Annotated in this window: 24 protein-coding genes; 5 read left to right on the top strand and 19 right to left on the bottom strand. The window is 49.7% G+C overall.

All coding sequences use genetic code 11. The features are described from left to right. Positions 1-114: 114 nt before the first annotated feature. The 6 genes from ABGI61_RS12775 to zwf all read right to left on the bottom strand — a co-directional run bounded on the left by ABGI61_RS12775 (position 115) and on the right by zwf (position 7,481). Positions 115-1,704, bottom strand: a complete 1,590-nt coding sequence (locus ABGI61_RS12775) for an ABC-F family ATPase (protein ID WP_347601669.1) — start codon at positions 1,702-1,704, stop codon at positions 115-117. A gap of 154 nt (positions 1,705-1,858) precedes the next feature. Beyond that, entirely contained in the window at positions 1,859-2,506 is a 648-nt protein-coding gene (locus tag ABGI61_RS12770) for a bifunctional 4-hydroxy-2-oxoglutarate aldolase/2-dehydro-3-deoxy-phosphogluconate aldolase (RefSeq protein ID WP_347601667.1), read from the bottom strand. 1 nt (position 2,507) lies between these two features. Continuing rightward, entirely contained in the window at positions 2,508-3,482 is a 975-nt protein-coding gene (locus tag ABGI61_RS12765; protein ID WP_347601666.1) for a glucokinase, read from the bottom strand. Next, positions 3,475-5,307, bottom strand: coding sequence for a phosphogluconate dehydratase (gene edd, locus ABGI61_RS12760; protein WP_347601664.1), 1,833 nt, complete (start codon positions 5,305-5,307; stop codon positions 3,475-3,477). Before edd ends, ABGI61_RS12765 begins: the two co-directional genes overlap by 8 nt. A gap of 9 nt (positions 5,308-5,316) precedes the next feature. Continuing rightward, entirely contained in the window at positions 5,317-6,009 is a 693-nt protein-coding gene (gene pgl, locus ABGI61_RS12755) for a 6-phosphogluconolactonase (protein ID WP_347601662.1), read from the bottom strand. A gap of 2 nt (positions 6,010-6,011) precedes the next feature. Further along, a complete protein-coding gene (gene zwf / locus ABGI61_RS12750; protein ID WP_347601660.1) occupies positions 6,012-7,481 on the bottom strand; it encodes a glucose-6-phosphate dehydrogenase in 1,470 nt (489 codons plus the stop codon). Positions 7,482-7,735: 254 nt separating this feature from the next. Here zwf and ABGI61_RS12745 point away from each other — a divergent pair, with 254 nt between their 5' ends. Both ABGI61_RS12745 and pyk read left to right on the top strand, forming a co-directional pair. After that, a complete protein-coding gene (locus ABGI61_RS12745; RefSeq protein ID WP_347601658.1) occupies positions 7,736-8,590 on the top strand; it encodes a MurR/RpiR family transcriptional regulator in 855 nt (284 codons plus the stop codon). A 154-nt stretch (positions 8,591-8,744) separates the two neighbouring features. Then, positions 8,745-10,181: a pyruvate kinase gene (gene pyk / locus ABGI61_RS12740; protein WP_347601656.1), complete on the top strand. Its 1,437-nt coding sequence runs from the start codon at positions 8,745-8,747 to the stop codon at positions 10,179-10,181. Between the two features lie 58 nt (positions 10,182-10,239). On the opposite strand, the gene ABGI61_RS12735 is transcribed toward pyk, so the two are convergent. Further along, entirely contained in the window at positions 10,240-11,211 is a 972-nt protein-coding gene (locus ABGI61_RS12735) for a DMT family transporter (protein WP_347601654.1), read from the bottom strand. Between the two features lie 175 nt (positions 11,212-11,386). On the opposite strand from ABGI61_RS12735, the gene ABGI61_RS12730 reads away from it, so the two are divergent. Then, the gene (locus tag ABGI61_RS12730) at positions 11,387-12,376 is read left to right on the top strand and encodes an ATP-dependent 6-phosphofructokinase (RefSeq protein ID WP_347601652.1); all 990 of its coding nucleotides are present in this window, start codon (positions 11,387-11,389) and stop codon (positions 12,374-12,376) included. A 24-nt stretch (positions 12,377-12,400) separates the two neighbouring features. Here ABGI61_RS12730 and ABGI61_RS12725 read toward each other — a convergent pair whose 3' ends face one another. From ABGI61_RS12725 to hinT, 4 genes are all read right to left on the bottom strand, one after another. Next, positions 12,401-13,219 carry a LytR/AlgR family response regulator transcription factor gene (locus ABGI61_RS12725; RefSeq protein WP_347601650.1) on the bottom strand — a complete coding sequence of 273 codons (819 nt, stop codon included), beginning with the start codon at positions 13,217-13,219 and terminating at the stop codon, positions 12,401-12,403. Beyond that, entirely contained in the window at positions 13,212-14,294 is a 1,083-nt protein-coding gene (locus tag ABGI61_RS12720) for a sensor histidine kinase (RefSeq protein WP_347601648.1), read from the bottom strand. Before ABGI61_RS12720 ends, ABGI61_RS12725 begins: the two co-directional genes overlap by 8 nt. Before the next feature lie 112 nt (positions 14,295-14,406). Further along, complete coding sequence (locus ABGI61_RS12715) at positions 14,407-14,805, bottom strand: acyl-CoA thioesterase (RefSeq protein ID WP_008221491.1); 399 nt, start codon at positions 14,803-14,805, stop codon at positions 14,407-14,409. Between the two features lie 110 nt (positions 14,806-14,915). Continuing rightward, complete coding sequence (gene hinT, locus ABGI61_RS12710) at positions 14,916-15,266, bottom strand: purine nucleoside phosphoramidase (RefSeq protein ID WP_347601646.1); 351 nt, start codon at positions 15,264-15,266, stop codon at positions 14,916-14,918. Between the two features lie 76 nt (positions 15,267-15,342). On the opposite strand from hinT, the gene ABGI61_RS12705 reads away from it, so the two are divergent. Beyond that, the gene (locus ABGI61_RS12705; protein ID WP_347601644.1) at positions 15,343-17,112 is read left to right on the top strand and encodes a M61 family metallopeptidase; all 1,770 of its coding nucleotides are present in this window, start codon (positions 15,343-15,345) and stop codon (positions 17,110-17,112) included. Positions 17,113-17,145: 33 nt separating this feature from the next. Here the strand turns inward: ABGI61_RS12705 and ABGI61_RS12700 are convergent, their stop codons facing one another. From ABGI61_RS12700 to ABGI61_RS12690, 3 genes are all read right to left on the bottom strand, one after another. Continuing rightward, positions 17,146-17,973, bottom strand: a complete 828-nt coding sequence (locus ABGI61_RS12700) for a M23 family metallopeptidase (protein ID WP_347601642.1) — start codon at positions 17,971-17,973, stop codon at positions 17,146-17,148. Further along, positions 17,936-18,793, bottom strand: a complete 858-nt coding sequence (locus ABGI61_RS12695) for a 6-carboxytetrahydropterin synthase (RefSeq protein ID WP_347601640.1) — start codon at positions 18,791-18,793, stop codon at positions 17,936-17,938. The genes ABGI61_RS12700 and ABGI61_RS12695 overlap by 38 nt, the downstream gene beginning before the upstream one ends. A gap of 78 nt (positions 18,794-18,871) precedes the next feature. Beyond that, on the bottom strand, positions 18,872-19,129 hold the full coding sequence (locus tag ABGI61_RS12690) for a hypothetical protein (protein ID WP_347601639.1): 258 nt from the start codon (positions 19,127-19,129) through the stop codon (positions 18,872-18,874). Positions 19,130-19,272: 143 nt separating this feature from the next. Between ABGI61_RS12690 and fabA the strand changes: the two genes are divergently transcribed. Next, a complete protein-coding gene (fabA, locus tag ABGI61_RS12685; protein ID WP_347601637.1) occupies positions 19,273-19,785 on the top strand; it encodes a bifunctional 3-hydroxydecanoyl-ACP dehydratase/trans-2-decenoyl-ACP isomerase in 513 nt (170 codons plus the stop codon). Positions 19,786-19,855: 70 nt separating this feature from the next. On the opposite strand, the gene rmf is transcribed toward fabA, so the two are convergent. The 5 genes from rmf to rlmKL form a co-directional block, all read right to left on the bottom strand. After that, positions 19,856-20,038, bottom strand: a complete 183-nt coding sequence (rmf, locus tag ABGI61_RS12680; RefSeq protein WP_008221477.1) for a ribosome modulation factor — start codon at positions 20,036-20,038, stop codon at positions 19,856-19,858. A gap of 271 nt (positions 20,039-20,309) precedes the next feature. Then, the gene (locus tag ABGI61_RS12675) at positions 20,310-22,091 is read right to left on the bottom strand and encodes a DUF3466 family protein (protein ID WP_347601635.1); all 1,782 of its coding nucleotides are present in this window, start codon (positions 22,089-22,091) and stop codon (positions 20,310-20,312) included. A gap of 26 nt (positions 22,092-22,117) precedes the next feature. Beyond that, positions 22,118-24,016 (bottom strand): ATP-binding cassette ATPase Uup, encoded by a 1,899-nt coding sequence (gene uup, locus ABGI61_RS12670; protein ID WP_347601633.1) that lies wholly within the window; start codon positions 24,014-24,016, stop codon positions 22,118-22,120. After that, complete coding sequence (locus tag ABGI61_RS12665) at positions 24,016-24,252, bottom strand: glutaredoxin family protein (RefSeq protein WP_347601631.1); 237 nt, start codon at positions 24,250-24,252, stop codon at positions 24,016-24,018. The genes uup and ABGI61_RS12665 overlap by 1 nt, the downstream gene beginning before the upstream one ends. 1 nt (position 24,253) lies before the next feature. Beyond that, entirely contained in the window at positions 24,254-26,368 is a 2,115-nt protein-coding gene (rlmKL, locus tag ABGI61_RS12660; protein ID WP_347601629.1) for a bifunctional 23S rRNA (guanine(2069)-N(7))-methyltransferase RlmK/23S rRNA (guanine(2445)-N(2))-methyltransferase RlmL, read from the bottom strand. Positions 26,369-26,642 lie beyond the last annotated feature (274 nt).

Below are 26,642 nucleotides of genomic sequence, written 5' to 3'. Positions count from 1 at the left end.
AACAATGTGTCACCGGTTTAGCTGCATTAACAAAGACATGGGGACATCAGGTACCAAATTCAAGGTAATAAAAAACCGGCCACTAGGCCGGCTTTCAAGCGTCGCTAAACGCAACTACACCGCCTGGGCGGCCAGGTATTCTTCATAGCTGCCGACAAAGTTACGTACGTCTTTGTCGGTAATTTCAATAATACGGCTGGCTAAGCTTGAGACAAACTCGCGGTCATGGCTGACAAACAACAAGGTGCCTTTATAATGCTCCAGTGCCAGGTTTAGCGACTCTATTGACTCCATATCCAAATGGTTGGTTGGTTCGTCCATCACCAGAATATTTGGCCGTTGTAGCATCAGTTTGCCAAACAACATACGGCCTTTTTCACCACCGGATAACACCTTAACCGATTTCTTAATTTCATCTTGAGAAAACAGCAAACGGCCTAAAATACCGCGTATCGCCTGTTCATCATCTGAGGGTTGTTTCCATTGGCTCATCCAGTCGAACAGGCTGATGTTTTCGCTAAACTCATGCGCATGATCCTGCGCATAGTAGCCGATATTGGCGTTTTCAGACCACTTCACACTGCCAGCTTCCGGCGTCAAGTCGCCGACCAGACACTTAAGCAAAGTAGATTTACCAATACCGTTGGCGCCCAAAATGGCCACTTTTTCGCCAACTTCGATAGTCATGCCTAGATTTTTCAACAGGTTAAGCTCGCCAAAGCTTTTATTCAGGCCTTCTACTTCCAGCGCTAAGCGGTATAACTGCTTTTGCTGCTCAAAGCGGATAAAAGGGTTAACCCGGCTGGAGGCTTTTACTTCTTCTAACTGAATTTTATCAATTTGCTTGGCACGTGAGGTGGCCTGCTTGGCTTTAGACGCATTGGCTGAGAAGCGGCTGACGAAGGTCTGCAGCTCAGCAATCTGGGCTTTTTTCTTCGCGTTGTCGGCCAACAAACGTTCGCGAGCCTGAGTGGCGGCAAACATGTACTCGTCATAGTTACCCGGATATAAGCGCAGCTCGCCGTAGTCCAGATCAGCCATGTGGGTACAGACACTGTTTAAAAAGTGACGGTCGTGCGAGATGATCACCATAGTGCTGTTACGCTCGGCCAGCACGTTTTCTAACCAGCGAATGGTATTAATGTCCAGGTTGTTGGTTGGTTCGTCCAGCAGCATAATTTCCGGATCAGCAAACAGTACCTGTGCCAGCAACACCCGCAGTTTAAAGCCTGGGGCAATGGCCGACATCGGGCCAAAATGCTGCTCTACCGGAATACCAACACCAATTAACAACTCGCCAGCACGTGATTCGGCGGTATAACCGTCCATTTCACCAAAGGCGACTTCCAGATCGGCCACTTTCATGCCGTCTTCTTCACTCATTTCACTACTGGCGTATATGCGGTCGCGCTCTTCTTTTACCGCCCAAAGCTCAGCATGGCCCATGATCACGGTATCGATGACCGAATACTGCTCAAAGGCAAACTGATCCTGATGCAGTTTGGCAACACGGTGGTTCGGTTCTACAAACACATTACCAGAGGTAGGCTCCAGCTCACGGCTTAAAATCTTCATAAAGGTCGACTTACCACAGCCGTTAGCACCAATTAAACCATAGCGATTACCCTCGCCAAATTTAATGGAGATATTTTCAAACAACGGCTTAGCGCCAAATTGCATGGTAATGTTTGCAGTTGATATCACGTTGTGTTCCAAAGCAGGTTAAAACAGTGTGTTGCCGACCTTCAACAGGCAGGCAGCGTAAAAAGTGCGCTACTATACGCTGATTTAGCGGTTAACTCAAAACAAACGCCCGGTTAAACCGGGCGTTTTAGCAGATTTTTACGCGGCGAGTAGATTAGCCGCGGGCTTGCGCCACTGCTGCCTGACACAGCTCTGTTATCCGGCCCCAGTCTTTTGCAGCTACCGCATCGTCTGGTACTATCCAGGAGCCGCCGACACAGCTGACATTGGGCAGCGCCAGATAGTCGCGGAAGTTTTTCTCATTAATGCCACCGGTTGGGCAAAAGCGAATATCAGCAAAAGGGCCATGAATGGATTTTAACGTTTTCACGCCGCCAGCCGCTTCTGCCGGAAAGAATTTAAAGTGGCTGTAGCCAAGGCCTGTGCCTTCCATCAGCTCTGAAATGCTGGCAATACCCGGAATAAGCGGAATAGCCGCGTCTTTCCCTGCCTGCAACAACTCGCGGGTCAGTCCAGGACTGATGGCAAATTTGGCGCCAGCTTCTACTACCTGTTGTAATTGTGCCGCTGTGGTAACGGTGCCGGCACCTACAACCGCATCCGGCACTTGTTCGGCAAGTAGCCTTATTGCATCCAACGCGACGGGAGTGCGAAGTGTCACTTCCAACACTTTAATGCCACCGGCTAGCAAGGCTTTAGCCATAGGCACCGCATCGGCTAAGTCTTTAATTACAATTACAGGAACCACAGGCCCCATCTCGAATAAGGTGCCGGGTTGAAGTTGCCAGTTATCAAATGCCATATCAGTTACTCGCCAAAGATTGTTTCAGGTATACCGCGGCACCCACTAAACCGGGCTGCTCTGCGGTCACGACATAGGTGGCGATCTGGCGATTGAATGCGCTAAACCGGCCTTTTGCTTCAAAACGGACTCTGAACTCGCTTTGCGCAATCAGAGGTAATAATTTGGGCACTATGCCACCGGCAATGTAGACACCGCCAAAAGTGCTGAGCGTTAAGGCTAAATCACCGGCGACGCTGCCCAAGCTGGCAAAAAATTGCTGCACAGTCGCGCTGGCAAGCTCTGACTCATTCGCCAGAGCAAGACGGGCTATTTCTGCTGCACTAAGCGGTGATACCACCTGCTGACGATATAGTGCCAGGGCTTTGTAAATGGCTTCCAAGCCGGGGCCAGACAACAGCCGCTCAGGCGAGACATGACCGTATTCTTTGGCCAGCATCTGCTGAATAAACCATTCCTGCTCGTTTTGTGCAGCCCAATCTGTGTGGCCGCCTTCACCGGGTAACGGAATAAATTGCTCGTTTACCGGTAATAAATGGGCAACGCCAAGCCCTGTGCCAGCACCCAGTACCGCCATTGGTTTACCCGGCAATGCGTTACCCGCACCAAGCTGTACTTTTTGTGCAGCAGTAAGGGCAGGTAGGCACATGGCCACAGCAGTAAAGTCATTCATCACTTCCAGCGCGGCTAGACCTAACTGGCTGCGCATGGTGCTGATGGAGAATTGCCAGTGAAAGTTAGTCATGCTGACCTGATCGCTAGTCACCGGGCATGCAATGGCAATCGCCACATGCTTAAGATCCGTCAGCTGTTGTTGCTGCTGATAATGCGTCAGGGCGTCAGCCAAAGTAGCAAATTCAGCACAGGGGTAAACCGCAACCTTGTCCAGCTGCAGGGTGTCCAACGCCACCCGGCTAAAACGGGCATTAGTACCGCCAATGTCGGCTACTATTGCATAGGCAGGCAGCTTAACCATGTAAGTGCTCCTCCGTGGTAAACAAGCTGCAGGCGCCCTGCTCGGCTCCGGTTAATTGGCTGCGCAGCGCGCCAAACATCTCACGGCCCATACCGAAATAACTGGCCGACATGTCCATAGTGGCTGGCTGACGTTTGGCAAACTCTTCTTCCGGCACCAATACCTGCAACTTGCCGGTCAGGCCATCTACCAAAATCATGTCGCCATTTTGAATGCGGGCGATATTGCCGCCATCCACCGCTTCCGGTGTGACGTGGATAGCAGCCGGCACCTTGCCCGATGCACCCGACATACGGCCATCGGTTACCAAAGCCACTTTATATCCGCGGTCCTGCAACACGCCAAGTGGCGGCGTTAATTTATGCAGCTCTGGCATGCCACAGGCTTTAGGGCCCTGAAAGCGCACTACCACCACACAATCTTTATTCAACTCGCCCGCTTTAAAGGCAGCGTCCAGCTCATGTTGGCTGGAAAACACTACTGCGGGCGCTTTGACCACTTCGGTGCCTTCACGCAGTGCTGAGGTTTTAATCACCCCGCGGCCAACGTTACCTGATAACACTTCCAGACCGCCGTGCGCTTTAAAGGGCTTTTTCACGCTAGCTAGTACGTCGAGATCTAAAGAGGTTTTCGGTGCATCCACCCACTGCAGCTTGCCATCTTGCAGCACCGGTTGCTGAGTATAGCGACGCAGGCCTGGGCCGGCGACGGTTTGTACGTCTTCGTGTAATAAGCCGGCGTCAAGTAATTCACGGATCAACAGCGCCATACCGCCAGCATGCTGGAAGTGATTAATGTCGGCCTGACCATTAGGGTAAATACGCGTCAGTAGCGGTGTTGCTGCAGAAAGCTCAGCAAAATCATCCCAATTGACAATAAAACCAGCCGAGCGGGCCATAGCCACTAAATGCATGGTGTGGTTGGTTGAACCACCGGTGGCCAGTAAGCCGACTATGCCATTGACTATGGCTTTGGCGTCAATCATTTTGCCGGCTGGCAGATACTCGGTGCCCAAATCGGTCAGACGGGTAACTTGTCGCGCGGCAGCCTTGGTTAACTCGTCGCGCAGCGGCGTGCCCGGATTAACAAAAGAGGCGCCGGGTAAATGCAGGCCCATCATCTCAACCACCAACTGGTTAGAGTTGGCAGTACCATAAAACGTACAGGTACCAGCAGAGTGATAAGAGGCTGACTCTGCCGCCAGTAATTCTTCTTTACCCACTTTGCCCTCAGCATACAGCTGGCGCACGCGGGCTTTTTCTTTATTCGGTATCCCTGAAGGCATAGGGCCGGCTGGCACAAATACAAACGGCAGATGGCCAAAACTCATCGCTGCCATAAATAAACCCGGTACGATTTTATCGCAAATCCCCAGCATCAGGCCGCCATCGAACATGTTGTGTGACAAGCCAACCGCCGCCGCCATAGCAATAATATCGCGGCTTAGTAAGCTCAGCTCCATGCCCGGCTGACCTTGTGTAACACCGTCACACATCGCAGGTACACCACCGGCAAACTGCGCCACACTGCCCACTTCGTTTACTGCTTGCTTAATCAGCGCCGGATAATGCTCATAAGGCTGATGTGCGGATAACATGTCGTTGTAAGATGAAATAATACCGATATTGGCTTTGGTCAGGCTACGCAGATCGGCTTTGTCCTGCTTATTACAGGCAGCAAAACCATGCGCCAGGTTGCCGCAGCTTAATACGCCACGATGCGGGCCTTTTAAGCGTGCCTGCTCCAGGCGCTGCAGATAAATCTCACGGCTTTTTTGGCTACGGGCAATAATTCTGTCCGTTACTTTTTGAATTACAGGATCCATTACTATCCCCTAGTTAGCGGTGAACATCACGGTGACCGTTGCGACCGGATGCTGTAAAAAGGCGCGGATTGGCATGGCATAGACATCATCCCCAGCCATGGCTTTATCCAAAACGGCAAGCTTATTGGTGCCCACCAGATGCAAAAACAGCTGGCGGCTGTTCAGTAGCCGCGCTGCGCTTAACGAGATGCGCTGATAAGGTGCGGTGGTAGGCGCTACCGCCAACACGGCCGGCGCATCGGCAGCCAGACCTTGTGTAATCTGCTCAGAGCAGGGAAATAATGACGCGGTATGGCCATCTTCACCCATGCCCAGGATCACAGCGTCAAAGGTGGGTAAGTTTTTCACCCGCTCAAGCACCTGCGCTGCACCATCAAAAGCAGATGGAGTATTGGCATATAAACTGATAAAACGTGCGGCACTGGCGTTGTGTTGTAACAAGGTGGCTTTAACCAGCCGTTCATTAGAATCGGCCTGGCTGTCATCCAGCCAGCGGTCATCGGCCAACAGCACCGTGACTTTATCCCACGCCAACGATGTCTGGCTTAGCGTGTTAAACAATGCCTGCGGTGTTTTACCGCCAGAAACGACCAGATAGGCCTCGCCACGTTCATTAATGGCTTGCTGTAAAATATTAGTCAGGCGTTTGGCAAATTCAGCATTTAGAGCCTGGGTATCAGCAAACTGATTTAGTTGCATCATGCTTATTCCTCCCAGTTGCGATCGTCACGTGCCAGCATTGAGATAGCCGCGACCGGGCCCCAACTGCCCGCCTGATAGGTCTTCGGCGGCTCGTTACTGGTTTTCCAGGCATTAATAATGCCATCTACCCACTTCCACGCCTGCTCGACTTCGTCACGGCGCACAAACAGATATTGATTGCCCAGCATTGCCTCCAGCAGCAAGCGCTCATACGCATCGGCGATACGCTGAGATTTGAAGGTCTCGTCAAAACTTAAATCCAGTTTGGTTTCCTGCAGGCGCATGTGTTCGCCTAAGCCTGGAATTTTATTCAGCACCTGAATTTCTACGCCCTCATCCGGCTGCAGGCGAATAATCAGTTTATTCGACGGCAACTGGCTATAAGTGGCGCGGAAAATGTTGTGCGGCTGCGGCTTAAAGCAAATCACCACTTCGCTAAGTTTAGTGGCCATGCGCTTACCGGTACGTAAGTAAAACGGCACACCCGCCCAGCGCCAGTTGTCGATATCTACTTTAATAGCGACAAAGGTCTCGGTTTTGCTGTTGGCACGGGCGCCCTCTTCTTCCAGATAACCTGGTACCGCTTTACCGCCGGCAAAACCACTGGCGTACTGACCGCGCACGGTTTTCTCCTGAATATTGCTGATATCAATACGGCGCAGCGCTTTGAGCACTTTAAGTTTTTCATCACGAATACTGTCGGCGTCCAACCGCGCTGGTGGCTCCATCGCAATCAGGGATAACACCTGTAGCAAATGGTTTTGCACCATGTCGCGCATTTGACCGGCATCATCGTAGTAGCTCCAGCGCCCTTCTACACCCACCTCTTCTGCTACAGTAATTTGTACATGATCAATCGAATTGTGATCCCAATTACCAGCAAAAATGGCATTGGCAAACCGTAGCGCTAGCAGGTTAAGTACCGTCTCTTTACCCAGGTAATGGTCAATACGGTAGATTTGGCTTTCTTTAAAGAATTCTGCCACCTGATCGTTAATTACTTTAGAGGAGGCTAAGTCGTGTCCGATGGGTTTTTCAAGCACAACCCGTGCCGGCTCATTTGCCAAACCAACTGCAGCCAGGCCTTTACAAATAGCGCCGAATAATGAGGGCGGCGTGGCAAAATAGCTGACCGGCACCCGTTTAGCGCTGTCAGTCACGGCGCTTAACTTGCAATAGTCCGCCTCACTGGTTAAATCCAGCTGCACATACAGCAGTTTTTGCTGCAGCTTCTGCCAAACCTCGTTATCAAGTGGCTCTTTTAAAAACTTATTCAGGTTGGTTAACACCAGCTCAGCGTAGGTATCAGTAGACATCTCGTCACGGGCGACACCGATAATACGCGAGTCCGCGCAGAGTAAGCCGGCTTTTTCCAGCTGATACATTGCAGGTAGCAGCTTACGCCGGGCCAGGTCACCCTTGGTGCCGAATAAAATTAAATCACATGCCGAATTCTGTGCTGTGGTTGTCATAACTGACCCTTGATATAGATGTAATTTTACAACACTTAGGCCATACTAGCGCAGCATAACCGGGTTGTAAACCGGATATCTTGTAATTAAATTACAGATTGCGTAATGTTTTGACTATTCTTATATAATAAGGCAGCCTTAGCAACGTATCTGTGGTTTTGTGGTAAATTTAATACCGTTTTGACAACAGATCTGAAGGGCTACATTCAATGTTACACCCCAAAGCAGGCTAATTATAAGTCAGGAATAAGCGGATGAACGTGCTGGAAAAGATCGTCAATAGCGTAAACAGTTTTAGTAAGTCAGAGCGCAAGGTAGCCGACGTGATTCTGGCAAACCCGCAAACGACTATTCATAGCAGTATCGCTGCCCTGGCAAAGATGGCCGACGTAAGCGAACCTACTGTTAACCGCTTTTGTCGCCGGTTGGATACCAAAGGCTTCCCTGACTTTAAACTGCATCTAGCCCAAAGTCTGGCTAACGGCACCCCCTACGTTAACCGCCATGTTGAAGAAGAAGACGGCCCGGAAGCCTATACCGCAAAAATCTTTGAATCTACCATGGCAGCACTGGATACTGCCCGTCAGCGCGTGGATATTAATGCGATTAACCGTGCAGTTGATGTACTGACACAGGCAAAAAAGATTTCGTTCTTTGGCCTAGGTGCTTCGGCATCGGTAGCGCACGATGCGCAGAATAAATTCTTCCGATTTAATGTGCCGGTAGTGTGTTTTGACGACATCGTGATGCAGCGCATGAGTGCCATTAACAGTGCCGAAGGCGATGTCGTGGTGTGTATCAGCCACACCGGGCGCACCAAAAACCTGTGTGATATCGCTGCTATTGCGCGAGAAAATGATGCCACTGTTATTGGTATTACTGCCTATGAAAGCCCGCTGGCAAAAGAATGTACGCTGGTATTGTCACTGGATGTACCGGAAGATACTGATATGTATATGCCGATGGCATCACGGGTGGCACAGCTAGTACTGATTGATATTCTGGCAACCGGCTTTACCCTGCGCCGCGGCAGTAAGTTTCGCGAGAACCTGAAAAAGGTTAAAGACAGCTTGCGTGGCTCGCGCTTTGATAAAAAAGACTTTAATTAACGCCAGCCCACACTATTCTTCCTTCTGGTGTGGTTGTTGTTGCAACTGCACCAACCTGTAACTTTTCTTCCTGCCTTTGCTGTATTCTGTAATTAAATTACATTACACTAAGGCTAACCAAACCGCCTCTTTTTGCAACAAGCAGGAACTTCGCATGCACAGAAGAACAAAAATCGTCGCCACTCTGGGTCCGGCCACTAATACGCAACAGGCAATTGAAAAACTGATTAAAGCCGGCGCTTCGGTGTTTCGCTTAAACTTCTCGCATGGCAGTGCTGATGACCACCGTGAGCGCGCTGCTATGGTGCGCGCTGCGGCGGATAGCCTGGGCGCACACGTGGCCATTTTGGGTGACCTACAAGGCCCGAAGATCCGCGTCTCAACCTTTAAAAACGGCAGTGTCATGTTAGAAGAAGGCCAGCCTTATGTGCTGGACGCTGAGCTTGCTAAAGGTGAAGGCGATGAGCAGCAGGTTGGTATTGATTATAAAGAGCTGCCACAGGATGTAAAACCAGGTGATTTATTATTACTGGATGATGGCCGTATTCAACTTAGCGTTGAGCGCGTTGAAGGCACCCGGGTGTACACCAGCGTTACCGTAGGCGGTAAACTGAGTAATAACAAAGGTATTAACCGCCAGGGTGGAGGCTTAACCGCCCCTGCCCTGACCGAAAAAGACAAACGTGACATTATTACCGCCGCTGAAATTGATGTCGATTATCTGGCAGTCTCATTTCCACGCTGTGGTGATGATTTACGGCTGGCACGCGATTTAGCCCTGGCCGCAGGCTCTGAAGCACGCATTATGGCCAAGGTTGAGCGTGCCGAAGCCGTTGCCGATAATGAAACGCTGGATGATATTATTCGCGCCTCAGATGCTGTGATGGTAGCCCGTGGTGACTTAGGCGTTGAAATAGGTGATGCCGAGTTGGTTGGCCAGCAAAAGCGTATTATTGCCCGCTCCCGTCAGCTAAACCGGGTGGTCATTACTGCGACTCAGATGATGGAGTCGATGATTGAAAACCCGATGCCAACCCGGGCTGAAGTGATGGACGTTGCCAATGCTGTGCTTGATGGCACCGATGCTGTGATGCTGTCGGCCGAAACGGCTGCCGGCAAGTACCCGACGGAAACCGTGCGGGCCATGGCACGGGTATGTGATGGCGCTGAGAAGCACCCCAGTGTGCAAATTTCCAAGCACCGGATGGACGTCACCTTTACCGAGATCAGTGAAACCATCGCCTTATCGGCCATGTATGCAGCAAATCACCTGGAAGGTATTAAAGCCATTATTACGCTGACAGAATCTGGCTATACCGCTAAGCTGATGTCGCGTATTACCTCACCGCAGCCGATTTATGCGCTGTCACGCCATACCAAGACGCTGAATAAGATGGCGCTATACCGTGGTGTGTACCCTGCCTTTTTTGACAGCACAGCGCTTAACGGTCAGTTATTGTCTGACGCGGCCATAGATGCGGTGCGCAGCAAAGCCGGGTTAAAAAGCGGGGACTTGGTGATCCTGACCCACGGCGATGTGATGGAAACCATCGGCGCCTCTAATACCTGCAAAATTGTACAGGTTAAATGAGCACTAAGTGATACTAACTGTTAAAAAAAGGGCTCGTTGAGCCCTTTTTGCATTCAGGCTAAAACACATCGCGCTGCAATTTGCGCACACGCCGCGCCTCACGGTACTGGGCAAATTGCGGTGCCAGTGCCGTTAATGCTGAACCTGCTACCACCAGGCAGGCCCCCAGCCACGACAACAGGTTAAGCGGCTGCGCGGTTAAATATGCCGGGAACCAGCTGCTGACCAGATAAGCAAACAAAATGGTAAATAGCGGTGTGACGGCCAGCACCGCACTGACTTTAGACGCTTCCCAATGATGTAACGCTTCAGCAAAAGCACCGTAAGCCACCACGGTATTCAGGCAACAGAAAATCAGCAGCGCCCAATGCAGCGCACTCATACTGGCAAAGGGGCTGTAATCGGCCACCGGCAAAAACGCCAGGCTGCCGGCAACATATAACAGGTACATGATCTGCTGCGAGCTATAGTGTACCAACAACTGCTTTTGCGCTAAAGCATAGGCGGCCCAGGTGACCGCTGCCGCCACAATAAGGACTACGCCCAGGGTTTCGTTACCCGCCTGCAGTACCAACAGCAGTAAGCGTTCATTGAAAAACAGTAATAGACCGGCAACTAACAGCAATGCGCCGACTTTTTGCCACAGCAGCAAGCGTTCTTTAAAAATAATCACGCCACCGAGCATCATCAAAAATGGGGCTAACTGGATCACCACCTGGCCGGTTTCGGCGGTTAGAAAGTTAAGCCCGGTTAAATACATAATGTAATTTGACAGCAAACCCAAAATTGCAATTAGCATCAACCACAGCACCTTAGTGCTGCTAAGCAGCGCCAGCTTAGGCAGTTTACCTGTTGCCAGCAGCCACAGCCCCACCAGCAGCGCAGCGGCAAAAAAACGGCTCGCTGTAATGGTGTTGGCGGTCATAACGTCGAGTAAAATTTTTAGCGCTATTGGCAAAATGCCCCACAAAATCGCGGTGGTCAGTGCCAGTAGCATGCCTAATACGCTGTTACCGGTGGTTTTATGCATCTGGGATCTCAGATAAACGCGGTTGTAAGGCGGATATTGTGACCGATCCGCATGCCTTTTGTCTGTAGTAAGTTTCTGCCAAGTCGACTAATGTACTAGAGATTGCGCTGTATCAAGTACATTGACGCAGTGCCGCTTGTATACTGCGTGTCATATTTGCTTTGAGGAGTTGGTCATGATCAAACGTTTAGGTGTGCTCACCTCGGGTGGTGATGCGCCGGGTATGAATGCCGCTATCCGAGCTGTGGTGCTGACGGCCAATGCCCACAACATAGATGTTGTCGGCTTTCGGCACGGCTTTAACGGCTTGTTTGACGATGATTACCAAACATTGTTACCTCAGCATGTGCAGCATATTATTCAGCATGGCGGCACCTTGCTTAAAAGCGCTCGCTGTAAAGCAATGCAGTTGCCGGGCGGCCCGGCGCAAGCAGCAAATGCGCTACATCGACATCAGCTGGATGCGCTGGTCATTATTGGTGGTGATGGTAGCTTTCGGGGCGCGCTGGCGATTGCCGAACATTACCGCGGCCAGATTATCGGTGTACCCGGTACCATAGACAATGATGTCGATGGCACAGACTATACCATTGGCTTTGCTACCGCTATTAATACTGCACTGGATGCTATAGACAAAATACGTGACACGGCTGATGCCTTTGAGCGCATTTTTCTAGTGGAACTCATGGGCCGTCATTCCGGCTACATCGCACTATCTGCAGGTATAGCCGCCGGTGCTGAACAAATCATCTGCCCGGAGTTTGGTCAACTTAACCCGGATAATCTAAAAACGGTATTAAGCCCTATCCAGCACGCCCAGCTGCTCAGAGGCAAAAGCAGTTATATTATTGTGGTGGCTGAGAACAGTTACCCGGGTGGCACTACTGCATTGGCGCAGGCCCTGAGTGATGAGTTGGGCGTGGAATGCCGGGCCTGTATTTTAGGCCATATTCAGCGAGGTGGCTCGCCGGTGGGCGCAGATCGGATATTGGCGACTAAGCTAGGTGCCTTTGCCGTCGAGCAACTGGTGGCTGGCGCCCACTTGATGATGGCCGGTGAGCTAAATCAACAGGCAGTGATGTACCCGCTGACTAAAACAGGTGATAAAACTAAACAGATAGATCCTTACCTGGTACGCTGGCAGCAACTTATTGCCAGCGACTAGCGGTTCTGTCTAATCAGTCCGTACTTATTGGTTAAACACCTGCTTTACCCGGTCTTTGTAACTACGGCTGACTTTAACTGCCTGGCCGTTGGTAAGCATCAATTGGTGCTCGCCATTGGCCAACATTTGTAATTTAGCAATGGTATGAACATTGACTATGGCTGAGCGATGTACCCGTACAAAGAGTTTCGGATCCAGCTCTTGCTCAAGCTCTTTCATGGTGCGGCGTAAAATATGCGTTTGGCCGTCGCGGGTGTGAATACACATATAATCACCTGCGGCATCAACCCATTCAATGGCTGCAACGGGAACCCGGGTAATCTCTCCACTGTCTTTAATACTGATAGCATCAGGATAACGGTCACTGACCACCGGCTCAGCGTTATCCAGTCGCTGTAAAATATCTCCGGCATCATCGCCGGTTAATTTGGCCACCACTTCAGCTAACTGCCCTTTATGTCGCTGAGTGTCCTGCGCCTGATAAACACGCAGCACTTTTTCTACCGCTTGTCTTAACCTTTCGGGCTCTACCGGCTTGAGTACATAGTCCAGTGCATTTACTTCAAAAGCATTGTAAGCGTAATGGTCATACGCGGTTACAAAAATGATATACGGCAAGCTAATTTGCTGAGCCTGTAACTGCTTTAACACGCTAAAGCCGTCCATGCCTGGCATTTCTACGTCCAGAAACACTAAATCCGGTTTTAGCTGGCTAATTTGCTCTATTGCCTGCTGGCCATTGCTGCACTGTGCAATCACCTCAAGCTCAGCAAATTCCGCCAAACGCACCATCATTCCCTTGCGGGCTAAGGGTTCATCGTCAACAACTATTACCTTAAGCATGTTCCTGTTCCGTTTTTTCTAATTGTAAGGGAATTCTGATATTCACCTTCAAACCACGTGGCTGATTGTGCGTTAACACCAGAGCAAAATTATTGTCATATAGCGCCGACAGGCGCTCTTTGGTATTTACCAGACCAACACCGCTATCAGTGCTTTTGGGTAAACCATCGCTGATTGACATGCCTGGGCCATTATCAGCGACTTCCAGTAACAAATCGTGACCAAACCGTTTAGCGGTAATGGCTATTTCACCGCCATCAACCTGGCTGGCGACCGCGTATTTAATGGCGTTTTCAATCAGCGGCTGCAGTATTAAACTCGGCACAAGGGCTTTCTCGGTACCGGGCTCTAGATCAAAAGCAACCGACAAGCGTTCAGAGAAGCGCACCTTTTCAATTTCAAGGTATAGCCGGGCGGCATAAACTTCCTGCTCCAGCGGTACCTTGTTTATCGGATCTTTGTACAACGAATAGCGTAAAAAGTCACTAAGACGGGTCACCATTTTATTGGCCGTGTCCGCTTCGTTAATCAGCACCAGGGTAGAAATCGCATTGAGCGTATTAAACAAAAAGTGCGGGTTAAGCTGATAGCGCAGCATTTTTAACTGAGCTTCGTGTGCTTTGTTGGTAGCGGTAAGCGACTTTTGCTTCTCAAGCTGCAGTGTCTGGTAATACTTAATGCCAAAATACAAGCCACTCCAGCTTAACATTACATAAAAGGCAAACGGTGTATCACGGATATACTTTAACCAGTCATCTGGCCTTGCGCCGTGGCGGTAAATTTCCCAGTAATTAAAATTGCGAACCGCAGTCCAGATTGCAGCGAGAACAAAAGCCATCAGCAGCACAGTTAACGCCAACTTCCACGGGCTCCAGTGCCAGATCCGCTGATAGGTATAACGCAAAGGTATGGTGATTAACCAACCGAGGTACGAGTCCAGCGCTACCACAATAAGGTAAGCATCGCGGGTTTCAAGCACCAGCGAATTCAGATAATTGACAATAGCAAAGCCGAACCAGCCCAGACTGTGCAAAATCCAAAACTGGCGGCTGCGATCTTCAAGTGACTTATACAAATTGGCAACCTTGCGGCTTTACCGTGAATGGGCCGATTATAACCAAAGCAACCACAATTACCGCTACCACTTGCCGTGTCTGCTTTAGCATTAATCGCATTAACGAATCGGTCTAACCCAACACTGGTGTCGGTTTGCGATCCGGTCCCAGCGCAACAAAGGTGAAACTACCGGAAATGGCTTTGTGCTGATCGTCGTTGTACATATTTTCAACAAATATATCGACATGCACGCGAATACTGGTGCGCCCAACGTGCTCTACCTTGGCGACTAGCTCAATAATGGTACCAGCGGGTATCGACTCTTTAAAATCGACTCTGTCAGAGCTGACGGTAACCAGCGGCTTACGGCAGAAGCGGGTTGCTGCGATAAAAGCCGCCTCATCCATCCAGGCCAGAGCCTCGCCACCGAACAAGGTGTTGTGATGGTTGGTACGGCCGGGAAACACAGTTTTGGTTACACGGGTAACGGCATGCTCCATCCGTTTGGCTATTAAGGCATCGTTATTCATTTAGTTACTCATTAAACACTGAACAGGGTGAACCCGCTTAGGGCATCATAAAACCGCGAATTCTATAAGAGCGTGCTGCAATTGCAACAGTATGACACAGAAATACGTATTCAGCGGCTCAGCATGGGCCCAAGTGCTCTGCCTCCTACCAGATGCAGATGAATGTGATACACCTCCTGCCCGCCGTGTGCATTGCAGTTCATAATCAACCGGTAGCCTTTATCGGCTATACCGTGTTCAGCGGCAAGCTTAGCGGCGACGGTAAATAATCGCCCCAGTGCAGCCTCATGCTGTGGTTTGACGTCATTAACGGTTGGGATCAACTGGTTTGGCACAATAAGAATATGCACCGGCGCCCGCGGTCGGATATCCCGAAATGCCGTGACCAGCTCATCCTGATACAAAATGTCGGCGTTGGCTTCACGGCGGATAATTTTACTGAAGATAGTTTCGATGGCCATAGCATTTTCCTGTTGCGGCATTCACGGCATAATAGCCAGCTTAATACGAGCCGACGCTCTGGCAAAGAGTAAAACCATGAAATCTGTAAAGTATCAGTTTGAACTTGTTGATATCACAGCCCACATGCTGCGTGTAACGCTGCAATTTAGCCCCAAACAGCCAAGCACGGTGTTAACCCTGCCTGCCTGGATCCCCGGCAGTTATATGATTAGGGATTTTGCCCGCAACATTACTGCAATTCGCGCTTTTGACGCTTGTGGTGCTGTTAAGCTGACACAGCTGGATAAACAGCGCTGGCAGCTTGAAGGCAACAGTGACGTTGTTACTGTGGAGTATTACGTCTATGCCTACGATTTATCGGTACGCGCTGCCTATATTGATGATGAAGTAGCTATATTAAACCCGGCCTGTTTATGTCTGGCGGTAGAAGGTCAGCAAGCCTTACCCCATCAACTCAAGTTGGTAAAACCTGCGATGCCCGCCTGTAAAGACTGGCGGGTGGCCACCGCACTGCCCCATCATAGCACCACCAAAGAGCTGGGGTTTGGCCGCTACCAGGCCGCTAACTATGACGAGCTTATTGACAGGCCGCTGCTGCTGGGGCGTTTTAGCATCAGTCAGTTTAGTATTGACGAAGTCCCTCACTATGTCGTAGTCAGCGGAAGCAACCGTACTGATTTAACCCGGTTGACCGATGATGTGGCGAAAATCTGCCAGCAGCAAAAAGCAGTTTTTGGTAACTTGCCTGACGATCTGACACAGTACTGGTTTTTACTTTGGGTGACCGAAGATGGTTATGGCGGGCTGGAGCATAAAGACTCTACCCTGCTGCTCTGTAGCCGCTTTGACTTACCCGCCCCCGGCGCGACAGAGATAGACGACAGTTATCAAAACCTGTTGGCACTGTGTAGCCATGAGTATTTTCATACCTGGTGGGTTAAACGGTTAAAGCCGGCCTGCTTTCATCCCTATCAATTAAGCGCCGAGCAATATACCTCGCAGCTGTGGCTGTATGAGGGCTTTACCTCTTACTTTGATGATTTAGCCCTGGTCAAAGCCGGGCTGATACCCGCTGAGCGCTATATTAATAGTCTGGAAAAAACCATCAGCCGTGTTAGCCGTAACCCCAGTGATAGCGTGCAAAGCCTGTTAGAGAGTAGCTTTACGGCCTGGACCAAGTTTTACAAACAGGACGAAAATGCGCCCAATGCGGTGGTCAGTTATTATGCCAAAGGAGCACTACTGGCGCTGTGTCTGGAAGCACAGTTACACGCTAACGGCAGCAGTTTACAGCAGCTTGTACGCTGGTTGTGGCAGCACCACCTGAGCACTGGCACCGCGGATAACGCACTTGAGCTTAGCTTAACCCAGTTGGGTTTTACCGAGCTGGCAGCCCTGTTGACACAGTGGTTGTCGCAAGCGGCGCCCTTGCCACTGCAGCAGACACTGCCAGCACTGGGACTGGAACTGGTCTACCGGCCAATGCAGCATATGGATGATAACGGCGGCACTAGCAACAACGATGGCATTTTTATTGGTGCCCAAACTAAAGTGGTTAATGGCTTGCTGCAGCTTAACCAAGTTTATCAGGGCGGCAATGCACATAACGCCGGTTTAATGGCAGGCGATCAGTTGCTGGCGATTGATGGCGTTAAAGTTAGCACCAATAACCTGAGTAAACTGTTAAACCGCTATAACCTGGGTAGCAAGCTGCAAGTCCATTTTTACCGCAAAGACCGGTTGTTAAGTGCCAACCTGACGCTAAATACAGCCACACAGCAGGTGGCGGTATTAACGATTAAAGACGAGCTGTTGTGCAACGCCTGGCTGGCGACCAGCGCCTAGCTTGTGCAGTACAACAGGTTTTTTGCTTGAGCTTTACTTGGGCGTTGGCAGTGTAATGGCAAGCCCTGGCAGTAAGGCGGGATCTAACCGCTCTTGCTGCCAATTAATACGCCAGTCCAGATGCGGCCCGGTTACCCGGCCCGTTGCACCTATGGTACCTATTTGATCGCCCTGCACTACCTTAGCGCCCTCTTGCACTGCAATACTATCCAGGTGCATAAAGGTAGAGCTTACGCCAAAGCCATGGTCGATAATTAACGTTAAGCCAGAATAGTACAAATCATCAGCCAACAGCACAGTACCGCTAAGTGGTGCTATTACAGGGGTACCAGTAGGCGCCGCTACATCTAATCCATAATGCGGGTTACGCGGCTCACCATTAAAGATACGCTGGCTGCCGTAAACACCGGAAATGCGGCCCTTTGCCGGCATTATCGGTGTGGTAAAAATATAAGGCAGCGCGCTTTGTGTGGTTCTGACAGCGCGTACCTTTTGGTTATCGCGCCGGATCCGCTCTGTAACCTCGCTCGGTGGTGTAACATACTTTTGCGCCACGCCATTAACGCGCTGAATATCATACTGGCGTGAGCTGAAGTGCAACGGTTTGCTGACTTTAATACCATCACGCTCCAGATGTAACTGGTGGTCAGCTGGGGCATCGCGGCCCACGCCGAAGACAAAACGGCCGTCAGCGCTAACAGGCAGCGGTGTGTCGTTAAACCAGGCTTTGCTGACACCGGGCAACTGGCCACGAATAAGACCGCCCTGTGTAAACTGGCCTTCCAGCGTTAAATCGTCAAATGCCGAGACACTGCAGCTTAGGCTAACAAGTAGCAATAGCGCCTTTACCCACACCTTCATAGGCTACAACCTTATAATTTTTGCTGGCATCCTGTTGTTTTAAGCTCATCGCAATAAAGTCTGCCAAGCATTCAACAGTAGTATCACAGTGCACTATTTCACAGTGTGCCGCTGGCATGGTCAGTTCAAACCAACCCTGTGCCGCCTGATAGGCAAAGCAGTAATCCCCATCTTCTGGCTGCAAAAGCTTAAGCTCTGTTGGCGCCACTTGATCTGCCGCCGTACCCAGGTAGATGTCTTGCCAGCGCTCACACCAGTATTTGTTCAGCCGTGGTGCTAACATACCGTCGGTATAGATCTGAATAGTCGAGCGATGACCATGCGCGATGCGCTGACAATTACCATCATGCTTTTTTAAACCGTGGCTGTAATGATAGTAAAACCCTGTTGTGGCTTCGGGGCGTAATGTCAAATTAAGCTGTTTTACGTTGGCCGGCAGCAGCGGCATAATTTGCTCAACCAAAAAGGCACTGACGCTTTGCTCGTTAATATGCTCGTTTGGTATCGCTACCACGGCCTGTTGTGGTGCAGCCATTTTTATTACGCCGCGCAGGCTGTCAAATCGCAGCAAGCTGCTATCGCCAATTTGGTCTAATTGCAGCGCTGGGTTAGCCGCTGGCAGCGCCAGTTTGTGATCAACCAGATTATCGATTGCCTGCTTAATCACTTTTTTGACTTTGCTAAAATCCAGCACCATGGATGCTTGATCCAGACCGCCATGAAGCTCTACATCAACAATATAACTCTCACCCAGCATGCCGCGCTTAGGGCAAAGGTAAGAGAAATCAATAACCGTCAGATCACGTACAAACAGAATCATCAAATGCCTCAATGGCCAACAACTGAGCTGACATTATAGCGCTGTTAGCGCCGGCAAAACACCGCTGTGCCCCAATGTTTAGCGCTTATGTTCTGTCAGCCAGCTATTTAAAATACCTATTTGGCCACATTTATGTGCTGCATACATTAAGCGGATGGCATTGCTGAGCAAGGTGCTGTCATTCCAATCTGTTTTTTGCTGTATTTCGTTATAGCAACTCAGCGCCTCTGGCGTTAAATAGCCACGCAGTTCTTTCTTACCCGATTGCTTTTGCCGCTCGCGATAACGCTGCTGCTTTTCGGCGTTACTCAATGCCTTGGTGTTTGGCTTGGTCATGTTTCACTCTTTGGTCATCTAATGGTCATACACTCAACCAGAGCTAAGGTTGGTACGTATTGGTGATACTGTTACAAATCGGACTTGTCTGGCGTACAACTGTTCGCTAAAGTGGCCGACAAATTTTACTGGATAAAACATACATGACTAAGAATAGCTTTACAAAAGAAGATTTAATTGCCTGTGGTAAGGGTGAATTATTTGGCCCCGGTAACAGTCAGCTCCCCTCTGACAATATGCTGATGATGGACCGCATCGTCCACATTTCTGAAGAAGGCGGTTTATACGGTAAAGGCCAGATCATTGCAGAGCTGGATATTACGCCTGAGCTGTGGTTTTTTGCCTGCCATTTTAAAGGCGACCCGGTTATGCCGGGCTGTTTAGGCCTGGATGCCATGTGGCAACTGGTCGGATTCTTTTTAGGCTGGTCTGGCGGCCCGGGTAAAGGCCGCGCACTGGGCGTAGGTGAAGTAAAGTTCACAGGGCAAATTTTACCAAGCGCTAAGAAAGTGACCTACACCATTAATATGAAGCGGGTAATCAAGCGTAAGCTGTTTATGGGCATTGGTGATGGCGTAGTCAGTGTCGATGGCCGCGACATATACGCTGCTACCGACTTAAAAGTAGGTTTGTTCCAGGATACGTCCAGCTTCTAAGCACTACGGTTTAAGCCTTAAAAACGACAAAGCCCCGTATCTCAACGGGGCTTTTTGTTAATCGCCGAACTTATTGGCCTTTATTGAATAGGCCGACACTTCTGTCTTCAATGGCCTCGCGCCAGCCTCCTAACCACTGTGAGCGCGTATCTAAACTTTGATAAGGGCAGATTTCTTTTGAACGCCCGGTAACACCGGCGCGATAACCTTGAGCATGAGCACGTTCCAGACGATCACGTTTTTGTCTTTTCATACGGCAGTCTTCCTCAACTTGTTCTGATAATAATAACCGCAGCACGCTGTGCGGTTACTCTTTATTGATAGTTGACGCTGGCGAAAGGTTCAATTGCACTTTGACAGATTAATCGCTTGACAACGGCTAACAAGCTGAAGTTGTTTAAGTTATGATGACAAAATTATATATATCTAATTACACTAAAAAAGTTTTTTTTATAGCACTATAGCGTAACAGGCTGAAGACAATAAAAAAGCTGCCATAGCAGCTTTTTTATGCATTTCAGATATCAAGCTTTGCGACGCCGCCAAGCGAGTATGATACCGCCAAACAGCAATGAAAACAGGCCGGTCGTGCCGCCTTTGCGTTCATACTCGACTTGTTCGCCACCACAAGTTTCAGGCTCGCCGTTGGCAACCGGCTGCAATTTTACCGTAATAGCGACCTCTTCCTGCTCTGGGTTGCCTTGGTCGTCCAGCACGACATTGCCCAGTAAGTCTTTACGTTCTTTTTCCACCAAAGCTGTTGCCAGAATTTCACCATTGTTGTTTATGTCTTTCGCATCAACAATGGTATAGGGTGCATCACAACTTATCAGGCTATTCAAATCTGTGAATTGTTCAGTGGCGATATCGTAAACAAAACCATGCAAGCGACGCGTAGTGGTGCCACCAATAATCACCTCTGCCCGGCCTACTACCTGGTTACTGTCATTAATGGCGCTGGGTAAGGTGTCAGAGCTGTCAAAGAAGCCATTAACAAAGCGCGTTTGACCGGAGCCATAGTCATAATAGAAAAGTTTACGCCGCACATTACCACTGATCACTTTGCTGGCATAACCAACGGCAATATCGTTCTCATTAATATCAACCGCACTGCTACCAACTTGTAAAATAGGGTCATTCGTAAAAACAAACCATTCGTTTGGATCAACCATAGGCAACGTTTCACCGTCAACAAACAGCGTCGCATGAGCCTGCCGGTAAGCCGCTTCAGCTACACCGGCCTGGTAACGCACCTTACGATCTGAATCACTGTACATTGAGTGGCCAACAGCAATACCTTTACTGTTAACCGCATTGGCCTGGTTGTAACCGTCGTAATTTACGGGTATGGCAGCGTCGGTGTAAGTCTCTCCGGTGTTCTTTTCACCTAAAAACCCCAGCACAGTAGGCACGCCAACAGAACCATCATCCTGTAACTGCCAAAGCATAGCGCGCTGTTGGTATCGGCTCGGACCTGAATTAATTGCAGTACCCAAATATAGGCATAGTGCCACCGGACGCTCTGCACCATCACAATTCTCGGTCAAACTGTCTTGAAAGCTTTCCGGTAGGCCGATACTACCGTAGCCAGCAATACGTCCATTTTCACTGATACCAAAGGCAGCAGAAAAACCACCACCGAATTCGGTGTAAGGTGGTAGTAATTCGGTCACCGTTGCCCCCTGCACTACCATACCCAGCTGGTAAGCACCTTGTGGCACCCATACCATATCGGCATCGGGGTTCTCGTTATCTTCAGTTGGTGCTGGAGTAAAACTCTCTAAAACAAAAGGCGTTGACGCCACGCCTACTGCGGCACTTTGATTATTAATATCAAACAGGTACTCACTATTACCCCGTGCCCGTTCAGTGTCACGTAGGGGCAGGTTGTCAGCAGTAGTGTTTGAAAGAAGAATATAACTTAACGCCTCGCCGATCGGCTGTTCAGCAGGGTTACGCTGCAACAAAATGGCCAGAATATCGTTGGTAATAGTGCCGTTAATCACATCAGCAAGCTGCTCGTCTGTGAAATAGCCTTGAACGGTCTCGTCATCAAAATCGATAGCATCCAAATTGATGGGAAAATTGTAATAGGAAAAAATTGTACTTCTTCCACCCAAGCCATCAAGTTGTGTACTTCTGATTGCACCATTAAATACACTATCGCCATTATCATTTAACGCCGCAGCATAGGTAGACTTCACCTGTTCAACTTCACCAATCTCTTCGACGCTATAAACGGCCGCCTGTACCGAACACAAACTTAACAGCGGCAGTATCGCCAGACTGATGCGAGATAACTTCATTCTAAGCCCCTAAATTTACTTCTTTCTTATGCGTCTAATTCTTCCCAGCGCGCGTATGCTTGCGCCAGCTTCGACTCGGTCTGCTGCAATAGGTTCAACGTGCTTTGGGTTTGTTCGCTGCTTTGCTTAAAAAACTCGGCATCGTTAACTTTCAACTGTAACGCTTCAAGCTCGGATTCCAGCTGTTCAATTTGTGCTGGTAGCAGCTCCAACTCGCGTTTTTCTTTGTATGATAGCTTCTTAGCACTGCTAACAGAAGCCTGCACCGGCTTTTGTTCTGCTGCAGAGGCAGTATTTTTTGTCACTTTTTGTGCTGCTGCCGTTATTTGCTGCCGTTGCTGGTAAGCAATAACATCATCGTAACCACCGGCAATATCGATAATACGGCCTTCTCCGGCGAATAACAGCGAGCTGGTCACAGTATTATTCACAAACTCACGGTCGTGGCTAACCAGCAACACAGTGCCCTGATATTGCTGCAGAATATCCTCCAACAGTTCCAGCGTTTCAACGTCCAGATCGTTGGTTGGCTCATCGAGGATCAAAAGATTGCTGGGCTTGGCAAACAGTTTTGCTAGTAGTAAACGGTTTTTCTCACCACCCGACAGAGCTTTAACCGGTGTACGGGCCCGTGCCGGCGGAAATAAAAAGTCTTGCAGGTAACTCAGTACATGGCGGGTTTTACCATTCTGGCTAATTTCCTGCTTACCCTCAGCGACGTTATCTTGCACGGTGGCCTCTAAATCCAGCGCCATCCGGTGCTGATCAAAATAGGCCACTTCAATATTGGTGCCACGCTTAATCTCACCACTATCCTGCTTGTAGTCGCCCAATAACAATTTAATCAGGGTAGATTTACCGACACCATTTGGCCCTACCAGCGCAATGCGATCACCGCGCATGACTAACAGATCCAGCTTATCGATAATGGTTTTACCATTAAAGGCACAACTAATACCTTTTGTCTCGAACACCAGCTTGCCGGAGCGGTCGGCCTGCTCAATGTTAAAGTCAACTTTGCCTAAGGTTTCGACCCGCTCAGCACGCTCACGACGCAGCGCTTTAAGTGCCCTCACCCGGCCTTCGTTACGGGTTCGGCGCGCTTTAATGCCCTGGCGTATCCACACTTCTTCTTCGGCCAGCTTTTTATCAAACAGCGCATTATGCTGCTGCTCGTCTTCCAGCATTTTCTGTTTGCGATCCAGGTATTCCTGATAATTACCCGGGTGTGAGGTTAACTGGCCGCGGTCTAAATCGATAATACGGCTGGCCAGCGCGCGGATAAAAGCGCGGTCGTGCGAGATAAAAATAATGGCGCCGGAGAAATTCAGTAAAAACTGCTCCAGCCACTGAATGGCGGCCACGTCTAAATGGTTAGTGGGCTCATCCAACAGCAAAATATCCGGTTTGGCGATAAGCGCTCTGGCTAACGCCGCTTTCCGCAGCCAACCGCCTGATAAAGTGGCTAAACTGGCATCAGGCTTCATCTCAAACTGCTGGCATAAATCAGCTACACGTGCCTCTAAGCCCCAACCATCGCGGGTATCCATTTCAGCCTGCAGCTGCTCAAACAAGCGGTAATCGGCATCAGTCGCGCCGTCTAAGTTCTCTGACAGGGTATAAAACTGCTGCAGCTTAGCTGCTAAATCGCCAGCGCCTTCGCGAATAAAGTCAGCAATTTTAACGTCCATTTTGGCCGGCGGGTCTTGCTCAAGCCGGCTTATCACCACGCCGGTATTAACGACGATTTGGCCATCATCTAAATTTTGCTGACCGGTCAGCAATTTCAATAATGACGATTTGCCGGCGCCATTACGGCCCACCAGACAGACCCGTTCGCCACTGAATAAACTAAAATCGACATGATCTAAAATCGGGTGGGTACCAAAGGCCAAACACGCCTGCTGAAAACGTAATAACTCCACTACTTTATATCCTTAAGCCATGTTGCCAACTGCGCCGCATCAAAGGGCCAGCCTAATTCTTTATCACCAAATCGCAATACCGGAATGGATGCCCGGTAGCGTGAAAATGCCGCTGCATCATCGACAATATCGACAACCTTATATGCGACATCGGGTGCAACCTGCTGCAATAGCTGCTCTGCTTGCTCACATAAGTGGCAGCCCCAGGTGCTATATAAAATCAGCTGCCGCGACATATTAGCGAGTTAACTCAAAACACACGTGAATATGCACGTTGCGCTTAAAATCTTCGGGCAGTGTTGCTGCCGAAATATCTTTTACCTGCCAGCCAGCGTCAGAAAGCGCCTGGCTATCAATTTTAAAGCGGCGTTTGTTGTTGGAAAAAATCACCTTGCCACCTGGTGCCAACCGCGGTGTCAGCATATTAAGGAGTTTTACATGGTCACGCTGCACATCCCAACTGTCCTGCATCCGCTTTGAGTTAGAAAAGGTTGGCGGGTCGACAAAAATCAGATCAAACTGGTTACGGCATCGGCTTAACCACTGCAGGCAATCAGCTTGCTCAAACTGATATTGCTTACCGGTTAAGCCATTAACCGCAAAATTACGTTTGGCCCAGTCGAGATAAGTATTGGACATATCTACCGTGGTAACACTTGCCGCGCCACCAATAGCAGCATGCACCGAGGCACTGCCAGTGTAGGCAAACAGGTTAAGTACCGTTTTGCCTTTAGCCTGCTGCTGGATCATACGCCGGGTAATACGGTGATCTAAAAACAAACCGGTATCTAAATAATCGCGCAGGTTAACCAGAAACTTGGCACCGTATTCGGTCACTTCTTTGTACTGGCCGGCTTTATTCAGTGCCTGATATTGTGAGGTACCCTTTTGCTTCTCGCGCACCTTTAAAATCATGTTATCTGAGCTTATACCCAACACCTGCGGTATCTGATTTACCACATCAAACAAGCGTTTTTGTGATACCTGTTCATCGACCGTACCGGGTGCGGCGTACTCGTGCACCACCACTTCACCGTCATACCAGTCTACAGCCACGTTATACTCAGGAATATCAGCATCATATAAACGGTAACAAGTCAGGCCTTCTTTTTTTGACCATTTTTGCAGTTGCTTCAGGTTTTTAGCCAGTCGGTTGCCAAAAGAGCTGCTTTCACTAAAAAACAGCGCTGGCGCGTCAGAGCTAACTGCAACCTGCTTTTCGGTTAAATCAAACAGAGTAAAGTCACAATCAAGCGGGCCGTTAGTAAATTTATAGCTTTTACTTTTCGATAAACGTAGCGCACGCAGCAAATCGGTATTCGAGGTAATAATGGCTAAACGCCATCCCGGGTAATGTTGCTTTAATGCCAGAGAAAACTTGCTGTAAAGCGGAATTAACGAGGGTAAATCGCCCAAACGCTCACCATACGGCGGGTTAGTAACAATTACGCCTGGCTCGGCCGACACCGCAGCGTTTAACGCTGTCGCATCAGCCAGGCTAAACTGCACCATAGCACTTATGCCGGCCTGCTGAGCATTATGCCGTGCCTTGGTTAAACTGCGCTCATCAACATCCGAGCCCCAGAATTTCACCTGTTTGGCAACAGGCTTCGCCGCCGCTTTAGCCTCGGTGCGTAGTTGCTGCCATATCGCATCGCGATGACCTGGCCAGCTTTCAAAAGCAAACTTTTCCCGCGTTAAACCCGGCGCGCGGTTAAGCGCTATCAGCGCGGCTTCAATAACTAAAGTGCCACTGCCGCAAAATGGATCAAAAAATGGCTGCCCGGGTGTCCAGCCGGAACGTTTAATTAGGGCCGCAGCTAAATGCTCTTTTAATGGCGCATCGCCCTGACCAGCGCGATAGCCACGCTGGTGCAGTGATGGGCCAGAGAAATCCTGTAAAAAGTGAAAATGGGCTTTGTCTAACCGCACCTGAAAGCGTACATCAGGGGTTAACCGGTCTACGTCGGGTCTGTTGCCGGTTTCTTCGCGAAACTGGTCGACGATCGCATCTTTTAAGCGAATAGCACCAAACTGGGTGTTGTCTATTTTCGGGTGTTTGCCAACACATTCCACCGCCAGCGTATTACGCAGTGCCATATGCTGTAGCCAGTCAATTTTCTGCGCTACCTGATATAAATCGCTGTCGGCCGTTACCGGTTCAGACTGAATAAGACGCAGCACACGAGTAGCGAGACGCGACCATAAACACAACTGGTAGGCACTGCGTAAATCCGCATTAAAACGCACCACACCCATGGTCACTTTTACGACTTCACCGCCGTACTGACGAACTTCATCCGCCAGTAACTCTTCTACCCCTTTAGACGTTAACGCCCAGAATTGCAGCATTGCTATACACCCGAAACAAAAATGGCGCACAGTATAGCAGAAACACAGCTTTAACCGGTGGGCTTTTTCACTGTGCCCAATTGCCGGATAAAGCAGCGCCTTGCTTAAGAAAGCGGCAGTTAAACCGCTTATCGAAAATAAAAGCTATTAAGCGCTTGCAAGGCCCTGGCAAAAACACTAAGATGCGCCCCGCAATGACGGACGCGGGATGGAGCAGCCTGGTAGCTCGTCGGGCTCATAACCCGAAGGTCGTCGGTTCAAATCCGGCTCCCGC

It is taken from the genome of Rheinheimera fenheensis (genome assembly GCF_039871805.1).
In the GTDB taxonomy this organism is placed as follows: domain Bacteria; phylum Pseudomonadota; class Gammaproteobacteria; order Enterobacterales; family Alteromonadaceae; genus Alishewanella; species Alishewanella fenheensis.
The sequence above is the reverse complement of the archived record's forward strand: the minus strand, read 5'-3'. Positions and strand labels throughout refer to the sequence as shown.